General features: G+C 63.5%; 14 protein-coding genes and 1 tRNA gene. 8 read left to right on the top strand and 7 right to left on the bottom strand.

What is annotated here, in order from left to right; all coding sequences use genetic code 11:
- Positions 1-160: 160 nt before the first annotated feature.
- Positions 161-237, top strand: a tRNA-Met gene (locus ABIC17_RS14360).
- On the opposite strand, the gene ABIC17_RS14355 is transcribed toward ABIC17_RS14360, so the two are convergent.
- Both ABIC17_RS14355 and ABIC17_RS14350 read right to left on the bottom strand, forming a co-directional pair.
- A complete protein-coding gene (locus ABIC17_RS14355; protein ID WP_354282847.1) occupies positions 194-1834 on the bottom strand; it encodes a recombinase family protein in 1641 nt (546 codons plus the stop codon). The genes ABIC17_RS14360 and ABIC17_RS14355 overlap by 44 nt on opposite strands.
- A gap of 657 nt (positions 1835-2491) precedes the next feature.
- A complete protein-coding gene (locus tag ABIC17_RS14350; protein ID WP_354282827.1) occupies positions 2492-3388 on the bottom strand; it encodes a Shedu immune nuclease family protein in 897 nt (298 codons plus the stop codon).
- A 272-nt stretch (positions 3389-3660) separates the two neighbouring features.
- On the opposite strand from ABIC17_RS14350, the gene ABIC17_RS14345 reads away from it, so the two are divergent.
- The 3 genes from ABIC17_RS14345 to ABIC17_RS14335 are packed head-to-tail and all read left to right on the top strand — an operon-like array spanning position 3661 to position 10051.
- Complete coding sequence (locus ABIC17_RS14345; RefSeq protein WP_354282825.1) at positions 3661-6228, top strand: ABC-three component system protein; 2568 nt, start codon at positions 3661-3663, stop codon at positions 6226-6228.
- A complete protein-coding gene (locus tag ABIC17_RS14340) occupies positions 6225-6920 on the top strand; it encodes an ABC-three component system middle component 1 (RefSeq protein ID WP_354282824.1) in 696 nt (231 codons plus the stop codon). Before ABIC17_RS14345 ends, ABIC17_RS14340 begins: the two co-directional genes overlap by 4 nt.
- A complete protein-coding gene (locus ABIC17_RS14335) occupies positions 6917-10051 on the top strand; it encodes an AAA family ATPase (protein WP_354282822.1) in 3135 nt (1044 codons plus the stop codon). Before ABIC17_RS14340 ends, ABIC17_RS14335 begins: the two co-directional genes overlap by 4 nt.
- Positions 10052-10273: 222 nt before the next feature.
- On the opposite strand, the gene ABIC17_RS14330 is transcribed toward ABIC17_RS14335, so the two are convergent.
- Entirely contained in the window at positions 10274-10807 is a 534-nt protein-coding gene (locus ABIC17_RS14330) for a hypothetical protein (protein WP_354282820.1), read from the bottom strand.
- A gap of 835 nt (positions 10808-11642) precedes the next feature.
- Between ABIC17_RS14330 and ABIC17_RS14325 the strand changes: the two genes are divergently transcribed.
- Positions 11643-15248, top strand: coding sequence for a YobI family P-loop NTPase (locus ABIC17_RS14325; protein WP_354282818.1), 3606 nt, complete (start codon positions 11643-11645; stop codon positions 15246-15248).
- Between the two features lie 227 nt (positions 15249-15475).
- Entirely contained in the window at positions 15476-16498 is a 1023-nt protein-coding gene (locus ABIC17_RS14320) for a DNA N-6-adenine-methyltransferase (protein ID WP_354282845.1), read from the top strand.
- A gap of 39 nt (positions 16499-16537) precedes the next feature.
- Here ABIC17_RS14320 and ABIC17_RS14315 read toward each other — a convergent pair whose 3' ends face one another.
- The 3 genes from ABIC17_RS14315 to ABIC17_RS14305 all read right to left on the bottom strand — a co-directional run bounded on the left by ABIC17_RS14315 (position 16538) and on the right by ABIC17_RS14305 (position 17999).
- Positions 16538-17038, bottom strand: coding sequence for a hypothetical protein (locus tag ABIC17_RS14315; RefSeq protein WP_354282816.1), 501 nt, complete (start codon positions 17036-17038; stop codon positions 16538-16540).
- Between the two features lie 50 nt (positions 17039-17088).
- Complete coding sequence (locus ABIC17_RS14310) at positions 17089-17613, bottom strand: hypothetical protein (protein WP_354282814.1); 525 nt, start codon at positions 17611-17613, stop codon at positions 17089-17091.
- Between the two features lie 110 nt (positions 17614-17723).
- Positions 17724-17999 carry a hypothetical protein gene (locus ABIC17_RS14305; RefSeq protein WP_354282812.1) on the bottom strand — a complete coding sequence of 92 codons (276 nt, stop codon included), beginning with the start codon at positions 17997-17999 and terminating at the stop codon, positions 17724-17726.
- Positions 18000-18406: 407 nt separating this feature from the next.
- Between ABIC17_RS14305 and ABIC17_RS14300 the strand changes: the two genes are divergently transcribed.
- A complete protein-coding gene (locus tag ABIC17_RS14300; protein ID WP_354282810.1) occupies positions 18407-20653 on the top strand; it encodes a S8 family serine peptidase in 2247 nt (748 codons plus the stop codon).
- 136 nt (positions 20654-20789) lie between these two features.
- Positions 20790-21455: a hypothetical protein gene (locus ABIC17_RS14295; RefSeq protein ID WP_354282808.1), complete on the top strand. Its 666-nt coding sequence runs from the start codon at positions 20790-20792 to the stop codon at positions 21453-21455.
- Between the two features lie 60 nt (positions 21456-21515).
- On the opposite strand, the gene ABIC17_RS14290 is transcribed toward ABIC17_RS14295, so the two are convergent.
- Complete coding sequence (locus ABIC17_RS14290) at positions 21516-22157, bottom strand: hypothetical protein (protein WP_354282806.1); 642 nt, start codon at positions 22155-22157, stop codon at positions 21516-21518.
- Positions 22158-22170: the final 13 nt, after the last annotated feature.

Raw genomic sequence — 22170 nt, 5'->3', positions numbered from 1 at the left:
GAACTCGGCCGTGAAACCTGACTGCGCCCATGGTACTATCACTTAAGTGATGGAAGAGTAGGTCGTCGCCAGGCATTGAAGCCGGTGAGCAGCAAATTCGTCTCGTATCCATAAGAACCCATTCACATGTCATCTACCCTCGTTCCCTCACAGGAACCGTCGCGGGGTGGAGCAGCCCGGTAGCTCGTCAGGCTCATAACCTGAAGGTCACAGGTTCAAATCCTGTCCCCGCAACCATCTTCATTTGCAACACCTCCTCGGTCACACCCGCGGAGGCTTTTTGCGTTTCCGCCCCAGCACATAGCGACAGCATCGACACCAACTCACCGCGCAGGTCGATCGTCAACTCTCCGTCCTCGGGCGTCAGCACCACCGCTTCGATGAGCGCGCGCAGCCGTTCGAATGCCTGCGCCTTCAGCGCATCGTCCTCGAACGCCGCAGTGAGCTGCCCAACCTTCTCGCGATACACGCGGCCAAGGTCGGGATGCATCAGTTCAGACTCTGTGAAGGTGGTTTGCGCAACGTCCTGCTCAGCGAGCAGGACCTGCCGCCGCTCGGTCCAGACCTTCATCTCTTCGACGAACATCGCCGCATCGACGCCCTTCAGGATAGCCGCCTTGGCAAGGCTGATCTGCCGGTCGAGGTTAGCCAGCTCCACCTCACGCTCCGGGCGGGTGCTGACCGTCTCGGCCGCCAGCCGCTGCATCTCCGCTTCATACTCGGCCAGGAAGGCCGCGACGACATCGTCGCGCAGCATCTCGGTCGACAACCCCGCCAGGACACGCGCGTCGAGGTCGTCCTGGCGGATCGTCAGCCGGTTGTCGCACCAGGTCGGACCCTTCTTGGCAGCGCCCTGACAGCCGAACCGGCTCTTGCCGGATTTGGCATAGCTCGCGCCGTAACAACCGCAGGTCATTTTGCCGGTCAGCAGATACCGGGGGCGCTGTTGCGCGAAGAAGGGCAGGGCGGGGGCTGTGGCCTGCGATGTGGGTGCCCGTGCCAGTGTTGCCTGCCGCGCCTTCACCCGCTCCCATAGCTCCACGGACACGATGCGCAGTTCGGGCGCCTCGACGACGCCGGCGCGCTTTTCCTCCGGGGTGATGAACGCGTGGCGCTTTCCGGTGTCCGGGTTCTTGCGATACGTCTGTTTGCCGTAGGGGCGCCTGCCGGCATAGAGTGGGTTGTTGAGGAGGCCGGTGCCCCGCGCGGCATTGCCGGTCAACGTGTTCGGCGTCCAGGCCGCTTGCTTGCCGAGCGGGTGTCCGCTGGTCTTGCCGCTGCGCGGCGCCGGCACGCCTTCGGCATTGAGCCTCCGCGTGATGGCGATGGGTGACATGCCGGCAGCGTAGTCCTCGAAGATCCGCACCACCACCGTCGCCTCGGCAGGCACGATCTGTTGCAGGCCGCGGATGCGTTCGCCATTGCCGTCGTGCTCGATACGCTTTTTATAGCCATAGGCCGAGCCGCCCGGGTTCCTGCCCATCGCATGGCGCCGGACCAGTGCATCGCGCGTCTTCTCGCTTGTGGCGCTCAGCTGTTCGGCGTTGATCGTGCCCATCATGCCGATGTGCAACGGCGTCACCTCGCCTTCCTTGCGCGTTGCGAGGATAATACCGCGGAACCGGAGCCGCTCGAACAGCATCGCGATATCGGCCTGGCTGCGCGACAGCCGGTCCATGGCATCGGCATAGACGATGTCGATACCGCCCGCCGCCACCGCTGCCAGCATCGCCTTCATGCCGGGGCGGTGCAGCGTCGCCGCCGACTCCGCCGCATCGGTGAAGCACGCCACTTCGTGCCAGTCCTTGCGCGCGATCTCCTGACGGCACATCATCAACTGCGTCTCGATCGACTGCACATCCTGCTTGTCCGTCGAGAAACGCGCATAGATCGCGCAGCGCATCACTTTTCCTCCATTCATGCTTTCTGCACCCGGGAAGAAGGTCGCCTTCACGGTCGTGGCCGCGTGTCGGTCGCGCTCGCCTTGCGCTCCGCATTATGATGCCGCGCGAGATCGCGCGCCAGCAGGCGCGCAAGCTCCAGCGCGAGATCGTGCAGCGGGGGAGGCGGCTCGGACGGCATCCTCCCCAACTGGGAACCGCCCCGTCACCACGACTCCAACCTCCCCACAGGGTTACATATCCATGGAAGCCGCGTTCCTCTTGCAATCTCAGTGGTCAAAACTTGCACCGGCGACACTAACCCATAATTTAAAAGTTGGGGCGAGGCTGCGTGTCCCAACTCCTGATGCTTGTTCATTCCGGCGTGAGCGTCGAAAGGCAGAAAGTGGGACATTCCTGCCGTTTACTGGCGACACGTCGAACGGCAGGTAATGTCGAATCTAGACGTTCAGCGTTTGCTCCGCTGGTCTAGCTGACAGACTGAGCTTGGACCGACAGCGGACTGGCGGCTTTTCGCGAAAAAACATGCTGAAGCTAACACTTTCACAACCGGCGATGCAGGCGAGTCAATCTGCTGACCGTAACAGAGGTTATCCGGACTTCTCGCGTTTCGCGGCTCGCTTTGACCGGCTCTTCTCGACCGCGTCCATGGCGGCGCCATAAACCCTGTTAAGCATCCCGTCGTCGTCCCAGCCCTCCGGCTTGGTCGCCCACCTATCGTCGAACATGAGCGGCCTGTTCTTGAGCCACTCCTGCATTTGGTAGCCCGCCTCCTCCAATTCGGCGATGAAGCGTGGCGGGACGTGAAGTTGCTCGGGCCTGAGATAGGCGAACGTCCTTTCTGGGTAGGCGTCCATCCGCTTGATCGCAAAGCCGGCACCGCGGGGCGACAGCACGCAGCGTTTCTCGCCCTGGCCCCGACGATAGTGGCCCAACAGGCTGTCGTAGGTCAGGATCTTGATCTTGTGATCTTCCTCGATCGTCGCCATCCGCTTTCGCCGCGCCTCGTTGGCTGCATGGTCGGCGGACCTGCCGATGATCAGGACGCGGCGGAGCTTGAGGGGATTGCGCTCCCGGCCCAGCGGAACGAGCATGGGCCGGATGCTTTCGCGCACTTCGGCCGGATGCTCGTCGAAGTATTCCTTCCAGACGTGCGTCTGGTTCAGCGCATCATCGAACACAGACGACGGCTTCACGTGCTTGCTACTGCTGCTGAAGAGCTTCTTGTGCGGGGATTCGATCTCGACGAGCACCAGAAACCAGGTGGCTGAATCGCTCATCAACCAAGCGAAGTCGGCGGTGCGCCCACCGATCGAGAACTTGGAGATGATCGAGTTCATCGCGATCGGATGGTTCTGAAACCATGAGGGGATGAGGAACTCGCTGTGTGCCTCTAGAAATTTCTGCACATCGTTTTCGGACTTCTTCGGATCATCGATCAGCACCTCGAACTGCTTAGCGAGCTCCTCATCTGGCTTGATCCCCATGCTGACTCCATCCGTCCAGTGTAGAAAGCATGATGGCTCAGTGAGTGCTGTGGGCCAATGCCAAATGGTCCGCGGTTTGCTCGGCCGTTAGCGAATGTCGGGTTCAAGTGCCGGAACTGCGTGTAAAGTTGAACGGCAGGCACCAAGCCGGGCTTACAGTGACTTCGCGAGACTCATCAGAATCTTGCGGCCTCCCGGGTTCCTCCCCATAAGCGAGTGCGCCGGCTGTCGCAGCAACGTCGCGGGAGGGGGGAGCGGATTGTCGACCATGTGTGCGGGAACTCACGCCAATGTCTTGGTGCCGTTACGGCAGGCGCGCATGTCTGCGGGAGCGCGCTGCGTTGGCTGACGCTCTGCTTGCCCAAGACATTGTAGACGGCGCGACGGTTCGCGACCGGCCGAACCTGTTCGTGATCGGCAGTTTCGACCGGCGTATCACCTTCTACTCCCAGCAAGTGCGGGCGCTGTCGCTGGTCCACGCGCTAAAGGAACTCGGCTATCTCCACGCAAATCCGCGGATCGCCGTTATTGGCGGCGGTGCGGCCGGTGTCACGGCTGCAGCTGCCGCCGCGCTCGTCACCGGCTCGCAGGTCGTCCTTCTCGAGTCAGCTGATGCACTGCTGCCCCTGCAGTCGGCGACCGATCGCCGACGACTCGATCCGCATATCTACGATTGGCCAGCGCACTACACGACCGACCCCATCGCTGACTTGCCGATCCTGGACTGGGAATCCGGGACGTGCCGCGCCGTGCGCGGCGATGTCTTGCTCGGGTTCGAAGACATCGTCGTTAGGCTGGCGCCGCGCCTCGAGCGACGGCTGCGCCATCGGGTCACCGGGCTGACGCGGACGGCGGACGGCTATCAGCTCGATATCACCGAACTTAATGCCCCGGCGCCAAGCGCGGAGCTGCACGAACAATTTCACATGGTGTTTCTTGCTGTCGGGTTCGGACTTGAGCCCGGCGAGCCGCTACCGGCGATACAAAGCGCCAGCTACTGGACCGATGCCGGCGTTCCGGTCGCCGAGTTCGCAGGCCGGCCGACCCCGCGATTCTTTGTCAGCGGTGCGGGCGATGGCGGCCTGATCGATTTTGTCGCTGCGGGAGCGCGCGATTTCGATCATGCCGGGATGATCGGGCTGATCTCCAAACATCCTGGCATCGCGGCGCTGAAACCGGCCCTTGCCGCAATCGATGTGCGCGCCCGCGCCGAGGATGCCAATGGCGCCCGCTTCGATTTTATCGCGGCCTATGACGCCGAGCTGCTGCAGCCGCTCACTGATATCGGCCTCGTTGCTGCTGTCGCCCAGCAACTGCGACCCGGCGTGCAGCTGACGTTCCAGACCCAGCATGCCGAGCTATTCGATGTCTCCACGGCAACGCTCAATCGGCTCGCCGCCTACCTCACCATCAAGGCGTGCGCCGGTGACGCCCAGCGGTCGTTCCGGCATCTGCATTGCGGTGTCGTTGCGCGGATCGACGCCCCCAATCCAGCTCCAATCGTTGCCCCGTTCTGGCTTGATTGCGACGGGGAAACGGTCGCGGCGGATGCAGTGATCGTTCGGCGCGGCCCCCAGCGCGATGTGGTGCGAGCGCCCTTTGCGGCGCACCTGGCGAGTTTCGACGTGCTCCATAAGGAATGGCTTGCCCGCCACGGCGAGGCGACGCTTGTCCCGAAATTGTCGGCACCAGCACGGTCCTTGTTCAGGGAAGCGGCACGCAGTGCCGATATCCTCTCGCCTCGGCTGCAACGGCTGGCAGCCAATCAGCTTCCTATATCGGTGCAACTGCTGCGCGAGGGCGCGAACATCCGCTGGTCCGGCGCGGTTCCGGCGGACCAGCTCATTCGATCGTGGAGCGAGCAACAGCCTTTCGAGATCATCTTACCCGATGCTCCCGACCAGCTGGGCGCCGTCACGGGTGCGGTGCTGCGGGTCGCCTGCCATAGCGGCAATTGCCGGCTCCATGCCGCGCCCGGACTGTGGAGCCAGCTCGTCCGCGAGCTCAGCCTAGAATCGCCGCATGCCGAAGGGATGGCGATGCCGGCGATCGTCGCCGGCAATCCCGGTGGTGCTGCCCAAGATCCGGTCCCGCTGCCGCCCGACATTCTGGCGCGCCGGATCCACCGCTCGCTCGATGCCTGGCTGCTCGAGCGCCTGGACACGCACCTCCAACCGTTCTTCGCGAGCAACGCCGATCCCGGCCGCCCGATCAACGTGAGAATCGCGCAGGATCTTCGCGGCGCAATGGCCGCGACATGGGCGGTCTGGCAGGCGTCGTTCACCGATGACCCGGCACTGCTCAATCACTTCCTGCGCTTGTTGATTTGCGCGGTCGACGAGGATGACCATCGCGACGCGGCACAGATCCTGGTCGGTCCCAGCAAATGGCCGGTGATCCTGCGCGGTACCGCGGTCGCGCTCGCCATCGCCGCAGCCTGGGATGGGACGTCGCCGAAAAGCGCCAGGCCTGGTAATCTGGTACGCCTGCGTGACGGCGACAGCGAATGGGCTGGTCATGGCTGCGCGGCCGATATGATCAATGGTGACGAGATGTCACTGTGCGCCGCATCCTTCATGTGGCAGACCCAGTTCGTCATCCTCGTCGTTAAAACGGCAATCGAGGTCAGCCGGATCGCCGAGCGGCCATTTGCGCAGATCGACACCGACCAGCCTGGGCTCAGCGATACGGCTGGCTCTGGTCCGGTGATCATGTCGATCAGTCGCGATTTCATCGACGCGGCGGCGGCGGGTCTGGCCGAGCTGCGCACTTTGCTGGCAGCAGTCGAGGCGCGGCATTTCGAAGCGCTCGAGAAGACGATCATGAAAGGCGCGGCATGACGGATAGTGCGACGCTATCACCCGGACTGGCAGACTTCGCCGAGCGGCTGCGCAGGGCGGCGCTGGCGCTTGACCTCAAGGTCGAGGATCGCCCCGAGCTGGCGAGCGCGACGTTCAATGGCGGATCGAGCAAGTCGATGACGCTCAGTCCAACCGATCTGCCGGCAGAGAGCCATGCGATCCGGATCGACCGCTTCAACATCGTGCTGGGCATCCTCCCCGAGGTTGCTGCGATGGAAGCGGTTCTCGAGACGCTGCGGCGCTGCCGCAATCAGTGCGTCGTCGCACGCTCGTTCCTTGGGACCAACGAGACGCTGGATCTTCAGCTGATGCTGCTTGGTCCCCGCGCGAGCGAGCGGCAGGAAGCCTGGCGCGCAATGGCGTTGATGGTAGAGCGCGACGACCGGGTCGCGCGCAAGCTGGCATGGCTGCGACCCGAAGATCCGCTAAATGACTACGAGAGCTTCGCCGAATTCCTCAAGCGCACTTTCCTCGCCCGGCCGTGGGTCCATGCCGAAGGTCAGTTCGAGGACGTGGCGCTCGACGCGCTGAGCGGGACCGGTGCGACCGCGCCGGGGCTGCCGCGGACGACGGCGGACGAATGGGAGCGGATCGCGCTCGACGAGAAGAAGACGCCGGATGATATTGTGGCGGCGTTGGTTAAATCCTGGGAGCGGAGGGGACAGGCATGAGCGAGATTTTCCTCTCCCGCATTGCGATCAAAGATTTTCGGACCTTCGGCGACTTCGCGATCGACATTCCGGCAGCACCCGGCCTTGTTCTACTCACCGGGACCAACGGCCTCGGCAAAAGCAGTTTCTTTGATGCAATCGAATGGGGACTGACTAACAAGATCCGGCGGTTCGAACCCTATATCAACAAGGGTCGCAAGAAGCTTGTCGAGAAGGACTATCTCACGCGCCGCGGCGCCGAGCCCGGATCACATAGCGTCGCTTTGACCTTCTCGGACGGCGACTCCATCGAACGCAGCACCGCCGGCAGGACTTCCATGGCGGACATTGTCGCGCAGCTCGCGCGGCCCGATCGCCGCACGATCAACGATCTTGGGACCTATCTTGCCCTTACCCATTTCCTTGGTCAGGCGGCACAGCAGCGGTTCACCAGTCGCGACCCGCAGGACCAATGGCAGGCGCTCAAGGGACCAAGCGGCATCGACCGGCTCGAACGGATCCGCGCAGGGTTGCGCGGGCGACCGACCATCGCGGCTTTCACGCGGAGGCTCGACGCCGAACAGGCCGTCGTTGCTACGCTCGATCGGGAGATCGCCGATTGGCAGGGATGGATGACACGGCTCGAGCGGCTCCGCGCGACCGCGCGCGCTACGGGCGTGTTGACGGCCGACGAAGTCGCTGCGCGAATCGACCAGCTCGAGCGCGACCTTCAACAGCTTGCGGCAAGTCAGCCCATTGCCGTCACTGGCGAAGGCGTCGCGGCACGCCTCGCAGCGCTCGGGGACCTGATCGGTGAGGCATTGCGGACAGCCGGTGAGCGCAGGACGGCTATGGAGGCGCTCTCCGACATGCCCGCGCAATTCGCGGTCAGCCTAGCGGAGGGACGGCTTGACCATCCAACGCTCGTCCGGCTGCGCAGCGTCGTCAGCGATGCGCAGGCGCGGCTCGATCGGGCATCGCCGCTCGTGGGTTCCGCTAATAACGCCGTGACCGCGCAGAATGCCGCTATCGCCACGATCGACCAGAATATCACAGTGCTCGATGCGGCACGAACCGATCTCGCCCGCCGTGGCCAATTGGCCGCGCTGGTGTCGACCGAGCAGCAGGGTCGAACGGCGCTTGGCAACGCGATCGCGGCGCATCGCACAACGATTGCGAAAGCCGACGCGGCGATCAGTCAGCATGGCGAGGCCAGTGCCAATGTTGCGCGGCTGCGGAGCCTTGCCGCATCGGCTCGAGCGCTCAATGAGGCAATGGGGGATTGTCTCCACCTGGAAGCTCAGTTCGGTGCCGCCCAGGCCGCATTAGCGCAGGGACGCGAGGCCGCCGCGCGTGCTTCGGTGAAACTGACGCCACTTGAAAGGCAGTTGGCCGATCTCGACGGAAAGATTACCGACGCGCAGCGCGAACGCGCCGAGGCGGACCGTCACGCGTCGGCGATCAGCGCAGCCTTGTCACAGCTTGCCAGTCACATCCATGAGGACGACACCGACTGTCCGGTGTGCCGCACACAATTCAAACCGGGCGCCCTGAAGGCGCTTGCCGATGCTGCGGCGTCGGGGAGCGACCATCGCCTCGCGCAAGCCGATGAAGCGCTGGAATCCTTGCGCGCTACCCGCCCCGCGCTCAGCGATGAAATCCGTCGCCTTCGCGGGATCATGGCGGCGGTCGACGGACTCGATCGGACCGCGAGAGCAGCGGCTGATGCCGTGACGAAGGCGCGCGCCAACATCGCCCAGACGCTTGCGACGACGCCCGAAAGCGACCTCGCCGCGTTGGCCGCGGCCCGATCGCGCGATGCGGATACTGCGCTTGCAGCCGCAGAGGTTGCGCTTGAACCCTTGTCGGCGAACGCAGCGGCAGCGACCGAACAGCGGTCGAGCGTTGCAGCCGATCTCGAAGATCTGATCGCGCGCGACAGTCAGTCCGGAACAAGACTGGCGCAGCATCAGGCGGAGGACAAGGCGTGCGCTGATCGCATCGCCGCGCGCAATCTGTCGAACGCCACGATCGGTGAGATCGAGGCCAGATTGACGGCGGAGCGCGAGCGCGGCGAAGACGCGCGGGGTCGTCTGGGACAACTGACTGAGGCGGCGAGCACCGCCACCGCAGACGTGCAGCGCGAACAGGCGGCACTCGACCTTGCGCAGCGTGAGCTTGCTGCGGCTGAGGTAACGCGCGAGACCTCTGAACAGGCGGCGCGGCAGATGCAGCAGCGCTGGACGCGCGCTGGCCTCAACGACATTCCTAGCCAGGCGGACTATGATCGAGGCCTGTCCGCCATCGACGCCGGGCTGACGGGATTACGGTCCCTCGCCGAACGCCAGCTCGTGCTTGCCCGCGACAATGAGGATGCGCTGCTGCAGGGCGAAGTCGACGAAATCCTCGCGTCGATGCGGGCGACCGGAGGCGACGAGGGCGTCAAGAATCCGACGGCCTATCTGTCAGCGCTCAAAACGACAGTCGAGGCAGCGCGGGCGGCGGTTAAACTCACGACTGCGGCGCGCAATGCAGTGAAGCGCTATTCGGAGGATCTTCAGAAGCAGGCCGACGATTTTTCGGCGCGAGTGCTCGATCCGCTCAATACGGTGATAGACGACTTCAACGAGGCGATGCTGAGCACGCCGGGTGAGAGCATTCAGTTCAAGGCCGATACGAGGGTTGATGCGACCAGCTTCGGGATGGCACTGCGCTACCGCGAGAAGGTCGACAATGCTATCGAGACGAAGAAGGATCTGCCTCCGCAGGTCGTCCTGAGCGAGGGCCAGCTAGCCGCAAACGGTTTTAGCATCCTGTGCGCGGCGAGCACGGCCTATCAATGGTCACGCTGGCGTGCGCTGCTTCTCGACGACCCGCTGCAGCATAACGATATCATTCACACGGCCGCTTTTGTCGATGTGATGCGCAATATGGTCGACCTAAACGGCTATCAGCTGATCATGTCGAGCCATGACCGCGGCGAGAGCGAGTTCATCGCTCGCAAATTCGATGCGGCCGGCCTTCCCTGCGCCACAGTCTTGTTGACGGCACCGTCGGATAAGGGCGTCGTTTGGAACGCGCCAGAATATAACCAAGCCGCAGCACGGATTTTGAGGCGAGATGCGCAGCCCCCGACCGCAAGCAGTGCCTGACGCGGCTGAGAGGCCGCAAAAGTGCGATCAGCGGCTTCAGCGTCAATGACCCCACGACCGTGTTGGGGTCGCTCCGGCCCCGCTTGCACGGCTATCCCTAGGGCGCTTAATTGCTGGACGGTTTCCTCTGAGCGAATGAGAGGTTGTGGCGGAAGCTGCCGTTCTACGCCCGATCGATGAACGGCGTATGTTGGTCGGAAGAAGTCGAATGGCGCCACCGGATCAGACCGATAAATTGCCTTTCAAATTCTCCCGTTCAGAACGAAGCTGTTCGTCTAATTGTTCGATGTCTGCCCGCATGCTTTCCGAGAGCTTGCGTCGGCTGATTGTGTTTGGAGTGGTCGCAATTGCGCTTATCAGATCGTAAATGTCGATATTTCCGTTGATAAGTTCGATGGCACCTCGAAACTTGCGAATTGGTGATGAAAAAAGCAATCGACCTCGATTATGGATCAATCCGCCGATGTCATCCGAAAAGGCAGCGATGAGCTGGTCCAACTCTTTGGTAGCGACTATGGCGTGAGTCACAACGGGGTGCCATTTGATTCGATCCGCCACCGCGTTCATCCCGAGATGGGGAGGTCGATAGCTGATCTTTATATTGTTATTTTGAGGGGCGGCATAAACTGCGTTCACGCGATCTTGACCCGTTCGCGTCAATGTGGGGTCGACGTAATTACCGTAAGCAGTCCGTCCTCGCATGCTGAACGTGGTCAGCTTCCCTTCCTCGTCGAACGTCGGAAGCGCGGTGCCCACCTTCCAGAAGGATCGTGAGCTATCGGCGACGGCAAAGCCCCTCAGGATGTAAAAGTGCCAAGTGTTCGGTTTCATGCGCAGAACTGTAAGACGCGGGTCTTGGCAAATGCTTACCAGCCAAAATTGCCCGGATCGCGTGGGGCTTAAACTGAAACCGAGGCGAGGAGTGCATAATAGTTTTAAAGGGTCGCGCGCGGCGGGATCCGCTTTCCGCGCTGCGCAGGCGCAACCGCCTGTCCGCTACGCTGCCAAACACTTTGGATCCGTTGACGGCTCAAGGGCGGGCAGTGACCGGCCAGTCGAAAACTCGAGGCAGTCGCTGCAAGCCTATGTTTGCTTTCGCCTTGTCGCCCAAAAGCTGCCTGGCGGTTTACAGCAAAAGCCGACGCTCGGATCGATAACGCTGAATGTCGTGTTTTGGTTGTTTTTGGCAGGCCGAAGGCATGACACTATTCCTGGTAGCGTAGGATCTCGGCCAGCAGCTTAAATGCAGCGGATGCGAGCCGGCGTTTCGGATAGTAGGGTGACACCCCGGCAGATCCGGCGTGAATTCGCTGGTTTCGAAATTCGCGCTCGCTCAATCGCGCGCATGCCCTCAACGCCCGTGTACCACTCTACCTCGCGCTCGACGGTGAATAAGACGCGTCCGAGATTGACGACGCCATGTGCGGCTGAGGCCGCGCCGGCTACGAGCCGAGGGGCCGACGTTGCCGCAAACGCTTCGCACCAAAGCCTGACACGGTTCGCACCCGATATGTTCCATATCGACCTTGGCGCCAACGCCAGCCGTGCTAATTCTTCGATCTCGGCCTCGTTTCACAGGACTTAAACGAACTTGCGGCAACTCATCGCGCAGATCAGAAGCCGGTTCAGCCGCTCGACAACGGCAGCCGATGCACCATCCCAGTTCGTCAACCTCGCGCCGACCGATACGGCGGACGAAGCCGGCGTCTATGCCAAGGCGCTTACGGCCGCGATAAAAGATCCAAAGGTCTCTAACATTGCGCTGACCGGACCCTATGGGTCGGGCAAGAGCAGCATCATCCAATCGTTCCTCAAGCAGAACGAAATCTCGGCGCTACAGATCTCGCTCGCGGCGTTCCTGCCCGAAGCGATCAAAGCCGGGTCCGATCAGGCCATCCCCGATCGCAAGGTGAGCAAACAGGAGATCGAGCGGAGCATCCTTCAGCAGATGCTCTATGGTGCAGACGCGAACAAGCTTCCCTTCTCGCGCTTCAAGCGGATCCGGTCGCCGGGCCGGCTGTCGGGCCTTCTCTCGCTCTACGCCATGATCGGCGCGGCATCGGTCTGCCAGCTTTTTCAGAGGCGCGCTGACATCCTCAGCGGGGCATATTTCCTCCCCCTCGCAAAAAGCAACTGGCCGCACTTTGTCTGGTTTGCGGTCGGAGCCTCATTTGTCTGGGTGCTTCTTCACCAAGTCTACAAGGCCAGTTTCGGAATATCGCTCAAGAGCATCTCGCTTAAAGATATCGAGATCACGCCAGCGGCAATCGCGCAGGAGTCAATCCTGAACCGCCATCTCGACGAGATCATATATTTTTTCCAATCAACCAAATACGATCTCGTCATCATTGAGGATCTTGACCGATTTGACGATTCCGAAATATTCGTTACGTTGCGAGAGATAAATAAGCTTATTAACGAAAATGCCGGCGTGAAGCGCACGATACGCTTTCTTTATGCGCTGCGTGACGACATGTTCATTAACACCGATCGCACCAAATTCTTCGAATTCATCATCCCCGTGATTCCGATCATTAACAGCTCGAACTCGATCGACAAGATGCTGGAACAGGGCAAGCGACTGGCTCTGGATGATCGGCTTGATCGGCAGTTCCTGCGAGAGGTGTCGCGCTATCTCAATGATTTGAGGCTTATCCAGAACATATTCAACGAGTATGCTATCTACGCCGCGAACCTAGAAGCCGACGGTGATAACGATCTGAATGTGACCAAGCTTCTCGCCGTCCTTATCTACAAAAACGTCTTTCCTAAGGATTTCGAAGCGCTGCATCGCGGCAGCGGCAATCTCGCACAGATTCTCGACCGTCACGACGAATTCATCGCGCATGGTGAGGCGGGCTACAGAGCGCAGATTCAGCGCCTGGAAGACGAGATCGACGTCGCGGAACGACAAATCCCGTCCGATGTTCTGGAATTGCGCCGGATCTACGCGATGGCGCTCATTGAGAAGACGCCGTCCTACATATCGCAAATCATGGTGAACGGACAGAATTGGTTCGAGATCTCATCGATCGCCACGATCGATACGTTTGATCAGCTCATCAAAAGCTCGAATGCCTCTTTAAGGTCGCCACAAGGTCATCATGCTCAGCTCAATCCTTCGATGATTGCGGCGGAGGTTGATCCGTCGCGAACCTATCAGGAACGCAAGAAGGAGATTGAGCAGAGGGCAGTTGAATTCAGGAATACCACCGCCAAGAAGCTCCGCGCCTTGCGTGCGAAGAGCGCGAGCCTGCGCGTCGCCAAATTCAACGAGATCATTCGGCTCGACACCGACGGGCTAGACGAACTCTTCAGTGCCTTCGGCAACAGGAGCGAACTGGCGCGCTTCCTTATCCTCGAAGGGCATCTCGACGACACATATTATCAATACACGTCGCTATTCCATGCGGGCCGCCTGTCTCCGAATGACAACAAATATCTGATCAAGATCCGTGGCTTCATCACGCCGGAACCAGGCTTCCCGATCGACAACCCTCGAGAAGTCATAGCCGCGATGCGCGATGAGGATTTCCGTCAGAGCTACGTGCTCAACGTCAAAATTGTCGATTGTCTGCTTTCTGATCCGGTATCCTATGGATATCACGTCGATGCCATGTTTGGCTATCTGGCGTCCGAATTCGAAACGATCGATGCGTTCTTCACGAGCTATTACGCTTCCGGAACGCAGGTGCCCACATTTGTCGCCGGCATGGTCCGGTCATGGCCTGGCTTCATCCCGGCGACCCTCGCCAACCCTAGGCATCTGTCCCACCTCGCGCAGCTGATCGCGCATTTACCGCTCGCCACACTCGAGGTGTTGCCGAGAAAATACGCCGAACTTTCGGAATTCCTCGCGGCCAATCTTGCCGAGATACTGGCGCTGGGCGTCGGCTGCGAACCGTCGAGGCTGGAAGCGCTGGGCTTCGAATTGGAAAGCCTGCGCAGCGTCGATGGCTTCCCCGGCATCGCGCGCTCGCTGTTTGAGGCGGGCCGTTATGCGCTCACCATCGACAATCTCGACTACGCCTTTGAGGACGTCCTGGGCGAGGGCGACATGCAGTCCCTGCACACGCGGCATTATACCACCATCGCCCAGATCGCGAACGCCCCGCTTACCGCCAGGATCGAGCGTGAATTCGCGGGCCATCTGAAGCTCGTCCTGCTGGGCCTTCCTGAAAATCGGCGAGAAAGTACCGCCACCATTCTCGCTCTCCTCGCGCGAGACGACGCGGATTTCGACGATCTGGTCACCTTTCTCCGGACGCAGTCGGGCGTCATCCCCATTTTGGGGGATGTGCCAGCGCGCTTCCAAAGCCCGGCGTTTCAATTGGGCCGGATCGCGCCGTCCTGGGAGAACGTCCGGGCTTTCCTCTCCAGCGAGGCATTCGATGCCGAGAGCCTCACCACCTTTCTCAATATGGACGCGCCGCGAGCGGCGCTTTCGGCCGAACCAATGCCCGAAGACGAAGGCGCGCCGCCGCTCCATCGTTTCCTGATCGAGAATAATGGACTGACCGAGGCGGCCTATCGAAATTTCGTTCGATTCTTGCCGGAAGGCTTTTCGCGATTCCCGGAGGGCGTGGACGCCGCCAAGCTGCGGATCTTGATCGAAGAGGGAAGAGTCGCCTTTTCGGGTGAAGCGCTGGATTTCCTCAGGGACCATGATGACCTTCGGCTTGCCTTCGCGAGCAGAAACATCGAGTCATTCCTGAAGACGCAGGCCAGTCTTTCGATCGACGACGATTTCCGCGAAGCCCTGCTTGGCAGCCCGATCAGTGACCAGCACAAAGTGACAATCATTCGATCGATGGATCTTGCTCAGCTCTCTGGGCTCGCGACACGGGCGCGCATCGTGGGCGCCATACTGGAAAGAACCGGAGCCGACCTGCCCGGGCTCAGCGCGGGCCCCGCACGCGGTATCATCTTGGCCACGCGGCCGATCGAGGTTCAGGTCAGATTGTTCAATCGCTTCCAATCGCTTCTAAGCGACGGCGACGTCCGCGAGATCCTTGCCGTGCTCCCCAGGCCCTTCTCCGAGATCAAGCGAGGTTATGGTATTCCGCTGCTCGAGAACACGCAGACCAACGCTGCGCTGGCAGCTTGGCTCGTTTCGCGTAAAATCATCTCGTCTGTAGGCAAAGGCTGGTTCGGCGAAATTCGCATCAATCTTTTCCGGCGCGACGCCGAAGAATAATCGGATGTGCGTAGCCTTCCATGAACGGCGAGGGTTAGTGGATACCCGGGGCAACTCGAAAAGCTGAAGGTCCGCGGCTGGATCGGTGAGCGACCGAAATCAGGGCGCATAGATGCCGCTCACTTTGGGCTGAACGAACCACCGTTTAGCCCGCCGCCGCTCCAAACCAGTGATTCCGCTATCGATCAGCATTGCCGAAATGCGGACTGTCTGCATCCGCTAACTGGGTGGACAGTGGCTGTTTGGGTGCACGATGTGGCCAGTGGTCTTGCCGGTGCCGCGCAACGTCAGATATCCCGATAGGATGTGAACCCAAACAGGATCAGATTCTGATACACGAGTTAAGTGATGCGCGACGGGCGTCCGGCTGGTCGCAGCGGACCCTGGCGGACCGGATCGGTGTCGATCCGCAAACTATCAAGCGGCTGGAGAAGGGCGTTGGCTCGGTGCAAACCCTCATCGCGGCCATGGCGGCGCTGGACTTTCGCCTGACCGGTCTAGCGGCGGGCAAGACCCTGGCAGAGCAGTTGCGTGCGGAGCGGCGCAAGCGGTCGATGTCGCTGAGGGACATGGCGGAAAAGACCGGCCTGTCACCGACGACCATCGCCAGCCTCGAGCGAGGCGGCGGATCGGTCGCCAGCCTGCTGCGCCTGCTGGCCGCGATCGCACCGAACGCCCGCCGCCGCGCGCCCGAACGATCCTATTGGGGTCAAGGCGACAAGGACGATCGCGACATCCGCTTCACGCCGCCCGATTTCATGGCGAACGTCTACGCCGCGTTCGGCGAGATCGACCTCGACCCTTGCGGGCATCCGCTCAGCCCGGTCGTCGCGGATCGTCGGATCCTGCCGAGCGAAGGCGGCGACGGGTTGGTCGACGACTGGTCGGGCAAGGTCGCCTTCGTCAATCCGCCCTATTCGCAGCTGCTGCGCTGGCTCCGGCGTGCCCATGACCAATGGCGGGCCGGCAAGGTCGAGACGGTCGTCTGCCTTGTGCCGGTCCGAACCGACTCCGCCTGGTTCCACGAGACGCTGAGCGCTGACGCGGACATCTACCTGCTGCAGGGCCGCGTCCGCTTTCTCGATATACGGGGCAAAAGCCAACAGACCCCGTTCTCGCTGATGGTCCTGACACTGGGTGCGACGCCCCAGCAGAAAGAGCGCTATGCCGAATTGGTCCCCGGCTTCTGGCTGACCCGCAGCGTCACGGCGGCATCTGCCGATCGGCGTCATCTATCGCTGGTCCGGTAACTCGCCAGCGCCAGTCCATAATCGGTGTCGCCGCCACCATCACGCTGCCTGCGACCAGACCTGATATCGCCCGTCATCGACCACGTTGCTGCCGAGGGCCAGCTGGCGGGCGAGCCAGACATGGGCGCGCGCCATGCCGTCGGTAACGTCGCCGGCGGGCTTACCGTCGATGTGTAGGATCTCCCCGGGCGCCAGGCGGTAGTGGCCACGGGCACCGGGCTGCGGCAGGACGACGCCCCGGGTGCCGCCCTTCGACAGGAACAGCCGGCACTGCGTCTGGATGTGACAGATGTCACCGCGCACCATGAAGACGATCATGCCGGTCAGCGCATGCCGGCCATCATCGTCCGTGCCATATTCGAGGTGGAGGACATCGGCGTCGCTCGCCCGCGCCTGCCGGGCAAGCCGGACCTTGCCGTCCAGGTCGAGCCGGTTGCCGCCGGTGAGCACGATGCCTTCCTTCAGCTTGCGGTTGCCGAGCAGCAGCCGGGCGACGGCTTTGGTGCAGGCGGTCTCGAACGCGTCGTTGGTCATGGTCATCGTCTTGCTTCCTTGTTTCATCCCCGCATCGGGGCCGCTTGCCCTCCTCCTCATCTCACCCCCCGGTTCCTGCGGCGGCAGGCGAGCACGATCTGTGCGGCCGCACTCTCCAGCCCGGCGGCGCGGTCCCACGCGCTGTCCCAGGGCGGCCGGATGCCGAGCTCGAGACCGTCAGGGCCGATCTTCACCGACTGACCGCCGTCGTCGGGCACGAGGTGCAGGCTGCGGTCGCGGTGGCGGAAGAAGCTGAGGTCGGTGAGCAGCAGCGGGCCGCCGACCGAGCGCAGCACGACATCGACACGGACCGGGTCGATGGTCTCCGGGTGGAAGCCGTGGCGGATGAGCATGACGTCGCGCCGGCGGGCCGCGGCACAGCGCAGCAGCGCCTGATCGAACAGCCGGGCGGTGACCGGGGTCACCGAGACGATGACGTCGTGGACCGGGAAGTCGACCGCGGCGGGCAGACCGGTGTTGCCGTAGAGCTGGTCGGGTTCGTCGGGCTCGAGTTCGGCAAGGACATAGTGGAGGAGTGCGACCGACGCGGTCGGCAGCACTTCGTGGATCATGTTGGACATCGGGGGCCTTCGGGTCTTGGCGTGATCCCCGGACCGGGTCGGTCCGGATCAGGCCCCCTTCGATTTTCATTCTCGTCAGGGGCTTCGCGTCGCCCCGACCGTCTTTCTCCTCAGTCCTGCCGCCGGCAGCGGTCGCGGCCATCGCGGCGGACCAGCTCGGCGAGGCGCGCATAGCCCCAGCGGTCGAGCGCTCGGGCGCTGTCGGCGACGCTGATGCTGCCGTTGTGCTGGTCGATGGCGGCAGGGCAGCGCGCGGCGATGATCGTCAGCATGGTGAGGCCGACCTCACCGGTGGGCTGGCGTTGCCACCATTGCCCGGCGACCACGCTCAGCAGCAGCAAGGTCGCGGCAATGCGGAACACCCAGGGATACCGGCGTTGCTTCATTTTCTTTCCTCCAGCGGATCGTTCACACTGGCGGCAGCTAAGCGACGACAATCGCTGTCTAATCCAGTCACGGCCGTCTACGGCTGTGACTCACGTCGGGCAGCGAAAACCGCTTCACCCGCACAACATGACTTGGTTCGTTAACCGGTCCGGCATATGGATGGCCTGTTCGCCAGCAGGCGGACCGAGGCGTGGAAACCTCGCTATTAGTAGCCGAACGCCCGGCCCGAACCAGTTTCGGCCGGGAGGCGCACGCGTATGTCCAGGGTCCCTCCGGGGGCCTAAAGGCGTGCGCGCTCGTCTAATAGCGAGTTTCCAACTTCCGGCTCACGGGCCGGCACCGCCTCGTTTCATGGGGCGGTGCCGCCGGCTGGAGGAGCCATGCACCGCCGGATACGGGGGTGTGCATGGTAGAGGGATATCGCCGGCGATGGCGCGCGGCGCTTCATACAGGATCGGTCGTCTCGGGCGCATTGCTGCTCGCCGCATGTGGCGGTGGCGGTGGCGGCGTCAGCACGCCCGGCACCAACGCGCCGCCGGTCGCTACGCCTGCACCCACACCAACACCCCCGCCTGCACCCACCCCGCCGCCGACGGCTGCTGACGGTGCAGAATACAAGGCATCCGCCGCCGTGGTCGGCGCCAGGGCCGCCTATGCCTATGACAGGAGCATCACCGGCAAAGGTGTGACCATCGCCGTCATCGACACCGGCATTGCGGTGAACGGTCCCGAATTCGCCGGCCGCATCTCGCCCGACAGCAAGGCGTTCGAGAACAGGATCGCGCGCTGCCCGACCTGTGCACCCGAGACGGTGACCTTCGCGCTCGACGATCTCCAGGGGCACGGCACCGAGACCGCCTCGGTCGCGCTGGCAGCGAGGAACGGCACCGGCGTCCACGGCATCGCCTATGACGCCACGCTGCTGGCGCTGAAGATCAGCGGCCCCGACCTCGAAGGCGTCACCGCCACCTCGCCGATCAGGGAGAGCAGCGCTGCCAACGCCATGAACATCGCGCCCGCGATCCGCTACGGCGTCGACAAGGGCGCCTTCGTCCTGTCGCTCAGCCTCAACGGCGTATCGAGCGGCCAAGCCGCGGCAGAGCAGAAGGCGGCGATGGATCAGGTCGCCCGCGCCGACCGGCTGCTGGTCGAATCCATTTCCAACGATATCGGCGACGACAGTGCCGCCGCCGGCACCATCGCGCGCAACCTCGTCGGCGACACTCTCGAGAACCGGGACTGGTTCCTGTTCGGCATCCGTGTCGATGCCGCGCTGCGCGCGCCCGCCGGCAACGGCCGCCCCGGCGATCTCGCCGACCGCACGCTGGCGGTGGTCGCCACCGGCGTGCAGGTCGTCAGCAAGGACGGCAACCTCGTCACGACGACGGGCAACAGCTTTGCCGCGCCCGCGATCGCGGGGGCCGCGGCCCTGCTCAAGCAATACTGGCCGCAGCTCGGCGGCAAGGCGATCGCGCGCATCCTGCTCGATACTGCCACCGATCTGGGCGACCGGGGCGTCGACCAGATCTACGGCGCCGGCCTGCTCGACATCGAGCAGGCGATGAAGGCGCAGGCGCCCGCCAGCGCCTTTGCCGCTGCCGACACAGTGCTGGCGCGCTACTCGTCGCTGACGCTGTCGGGACCGTTCGGCAATGGCGGTGCGCTGGCAGCCAACACCGCCGCGATGACGGTGCTCGACCGTTATGGCCGCGACTACCGGATGACCGGGTCGGCCGCGCCGCGCAGTCGCGGCTCGGGTCTGCTCGCCGGCGCGATGCTGGCGCCGGTCGATCCGCTCTGGCTGACGCCGCCGCTAACCGACATGCGGCTCGGCTTCACCTCCGCCACGGCCGGGCCTTGGCAGGGTGCCCGGTCGAACCGACCTGCCACCATTGCCTTCTCGCCCGCACCGGGTCAGTCGATAACGCTCGCTGCTAACATCGCCATCGGCCAAGGTGCGAGTATCAGCGGCTCGGCACTGCGTGGCGTAATCGCGGCACCGGTCGGCCAATCCTTCGCTTGGGTAGGCAGCGGCTGGTCGGCGGGCTTCGCGTCGGGCACTGCGCGCGATGGTCGTGCCGCCTTGCGCACGGTGTCGCTGACGACACCGGTGGGCATCGGGGTAGAGCTATCGGACCTGACCGAACAGGGCCAGGTGCTCGGCCTGCGCGGCGCCACCAGCTTTGCGCTGTCCGGTGGCCGCACGACCCTCGCCACGCTCACTGCCAGCCGAGCCGTTGCCGGCCTGCTGCTATCGGCACGGGCTACCGCCGCCTCGACCAAGGTCGAGGGCGGCTCCGACCTGCTGCGCTTCACCGGTCCGCTGGTCGGCCGCGCCTTCGCAGTCGATGCGGCGCGTCGGCTGGTCGGTGGCACCGCGACGCTCGGGCTTTCGTCACCGCTGCAGCTGGAGCGTGCCCGCGCCACCTTGCAGGCGCCGGTCGCCTACGACCTGATGAGCGGTGCGCTCACCACCCGCACGGCGAACATCGACCTGACGCCGACAGCGCGCGAGCTCGATGTCGAGCTTGGCTGGTCCACCACCTTCGGCCCGGGCCGGTCGCTGCGCCTCGGCATCGCCCACGCCGTCAACGCCGGCCACGTCGCCGGCGTTCACGACACCGCCGGCTTCGCCACGCTGGTGCTGCGGTGATCCGCATCTTCCGGGCTCGCTCGCCGCCCACGCGGATCGCCGCCGACCAGTAGACCACCACCGACATCGGACGTGCCACGCCGGGATGCCTCCCGGCGAACGACGACGCACGTCCCACGCACAAGGACCTATCATGATGACCAGAATCACCGCCACCGCCGCCCTGGCGTTGCTCGCCGCCTGCGGGTCGGCATCCGTTGCCGAACAGGATGCCAGCGCGCAGACGAGGGTCGCCGCCAAGCCGCTCACGATCGCGGGCGTGCGGATCGGCATGCCGGCGACCGAGGTGCAGGCCGCGCTCGCCCGCGACGGCTGGAAGGTCGAGACCTTCCCCGGCCATGACTGGGCGACCGCCGTCGAGGAGCAGAAGCGCCAGCAACGCGGCGCCTCCTCGTTCGACCTGCCCCGCACCGGCCTCGCTACCATCCAGGCGAACAAAGGCGACGAGGCGCTGATCGTCTCGTTCCGGCCGGTGCCGACGGGCGCCGAGGTCAAGGTCGTCAAATACGAGGCACCGATGGCGGGCCGCACGGGTGCGCAGCTCCGGGCGCAGCTGACGCAGCGCTATGGCGCACCGACGCGCGCCGCTTCACCACAGCTTCCGCTCGATCTGACCTGGTGCAGCGCGGGCGAGCCGTGCCGGTCGGCCTATGGAGCCGCCAAACCCGCCCTGCATGCTCAGGAAGACGTCTACCACAAGGCCAGGCTCATCTTGATGGAGGGCAGCGACACCGAACGCGCATGGCAGGCACAGCTGCAGCGTGCTGCTGGTGGCGGGGCGCCGGCCAAGTCGTCGTTCTGACGCCACTATTACACCGGGATGGCAGACGGGGCGGCCTTGGCCGCCCCGTCAATGCTCACGTCAGGCCGCAGCGGCGAGCCGCTCCCAACCGGCGCGGAACGCTGCCCATTCCTCCGCCCACAAACCGTGTGCGGTGTCGGTCAGATCCTCGTGTTCGGCGAGCCAGCCGCTCGGAGTATGCTGGCGGGCAAGGATGCAGATATGCGCGTGGGGCAAGGCCCTGCTCAGTTCATCACCCGGCGTATGCAACGCGACCACGCTGGTCAGCCGGCGCCCTCGTGCCAGATGGATCGTGGCGTAGGTCGCGGCCATGTCGAGCAGGTCGTGCCCGGGCATGTCCTCGTCACCGCGCACGGTGATGACCGCCGCCAGCAGCCGCTGGTGCGGGCGCGTCGCCGCGTCGTAATCGTCGAGCAGCCGGGTGAGCGCGGTGTCGGCGACGCAGCGCGCCAGCACGACCCGGTGATCGCGCGCGGTCACCGGCATTCCGCAGGCCGTCGTCGGCGTGTTGGCCGCCGGTTTGATCGGCGAGAGCTTCGCGCCGATCAGCGCCGCGACGCTGTTCGCCTTCTGCTTGGCGCGGGGACGCAGCAGCGCGAAGCCGACACCGTCACAGCCAGGTTCGCGGACATCGTAGAGCGTGTCCATCACTTCGCTTGGGCTCTGCCACGTCGTCGTCACAGCCGTCTTCTTGGTCTTCATCAGGGTATTTCCG

Origin of the sequence: Sphingomonas sp. PvP056, from assembly GCF_040549155.1 — a bacterium.
Lineage (GTDB): Bacteria > Pseudomonadota > Alphaproteobacteria > Sphingomonadales > Sphingomonadaceae > Sphingomonas.
This window is presented reverse-complemented; position numbering and strand designations above follow the sequence as displayed.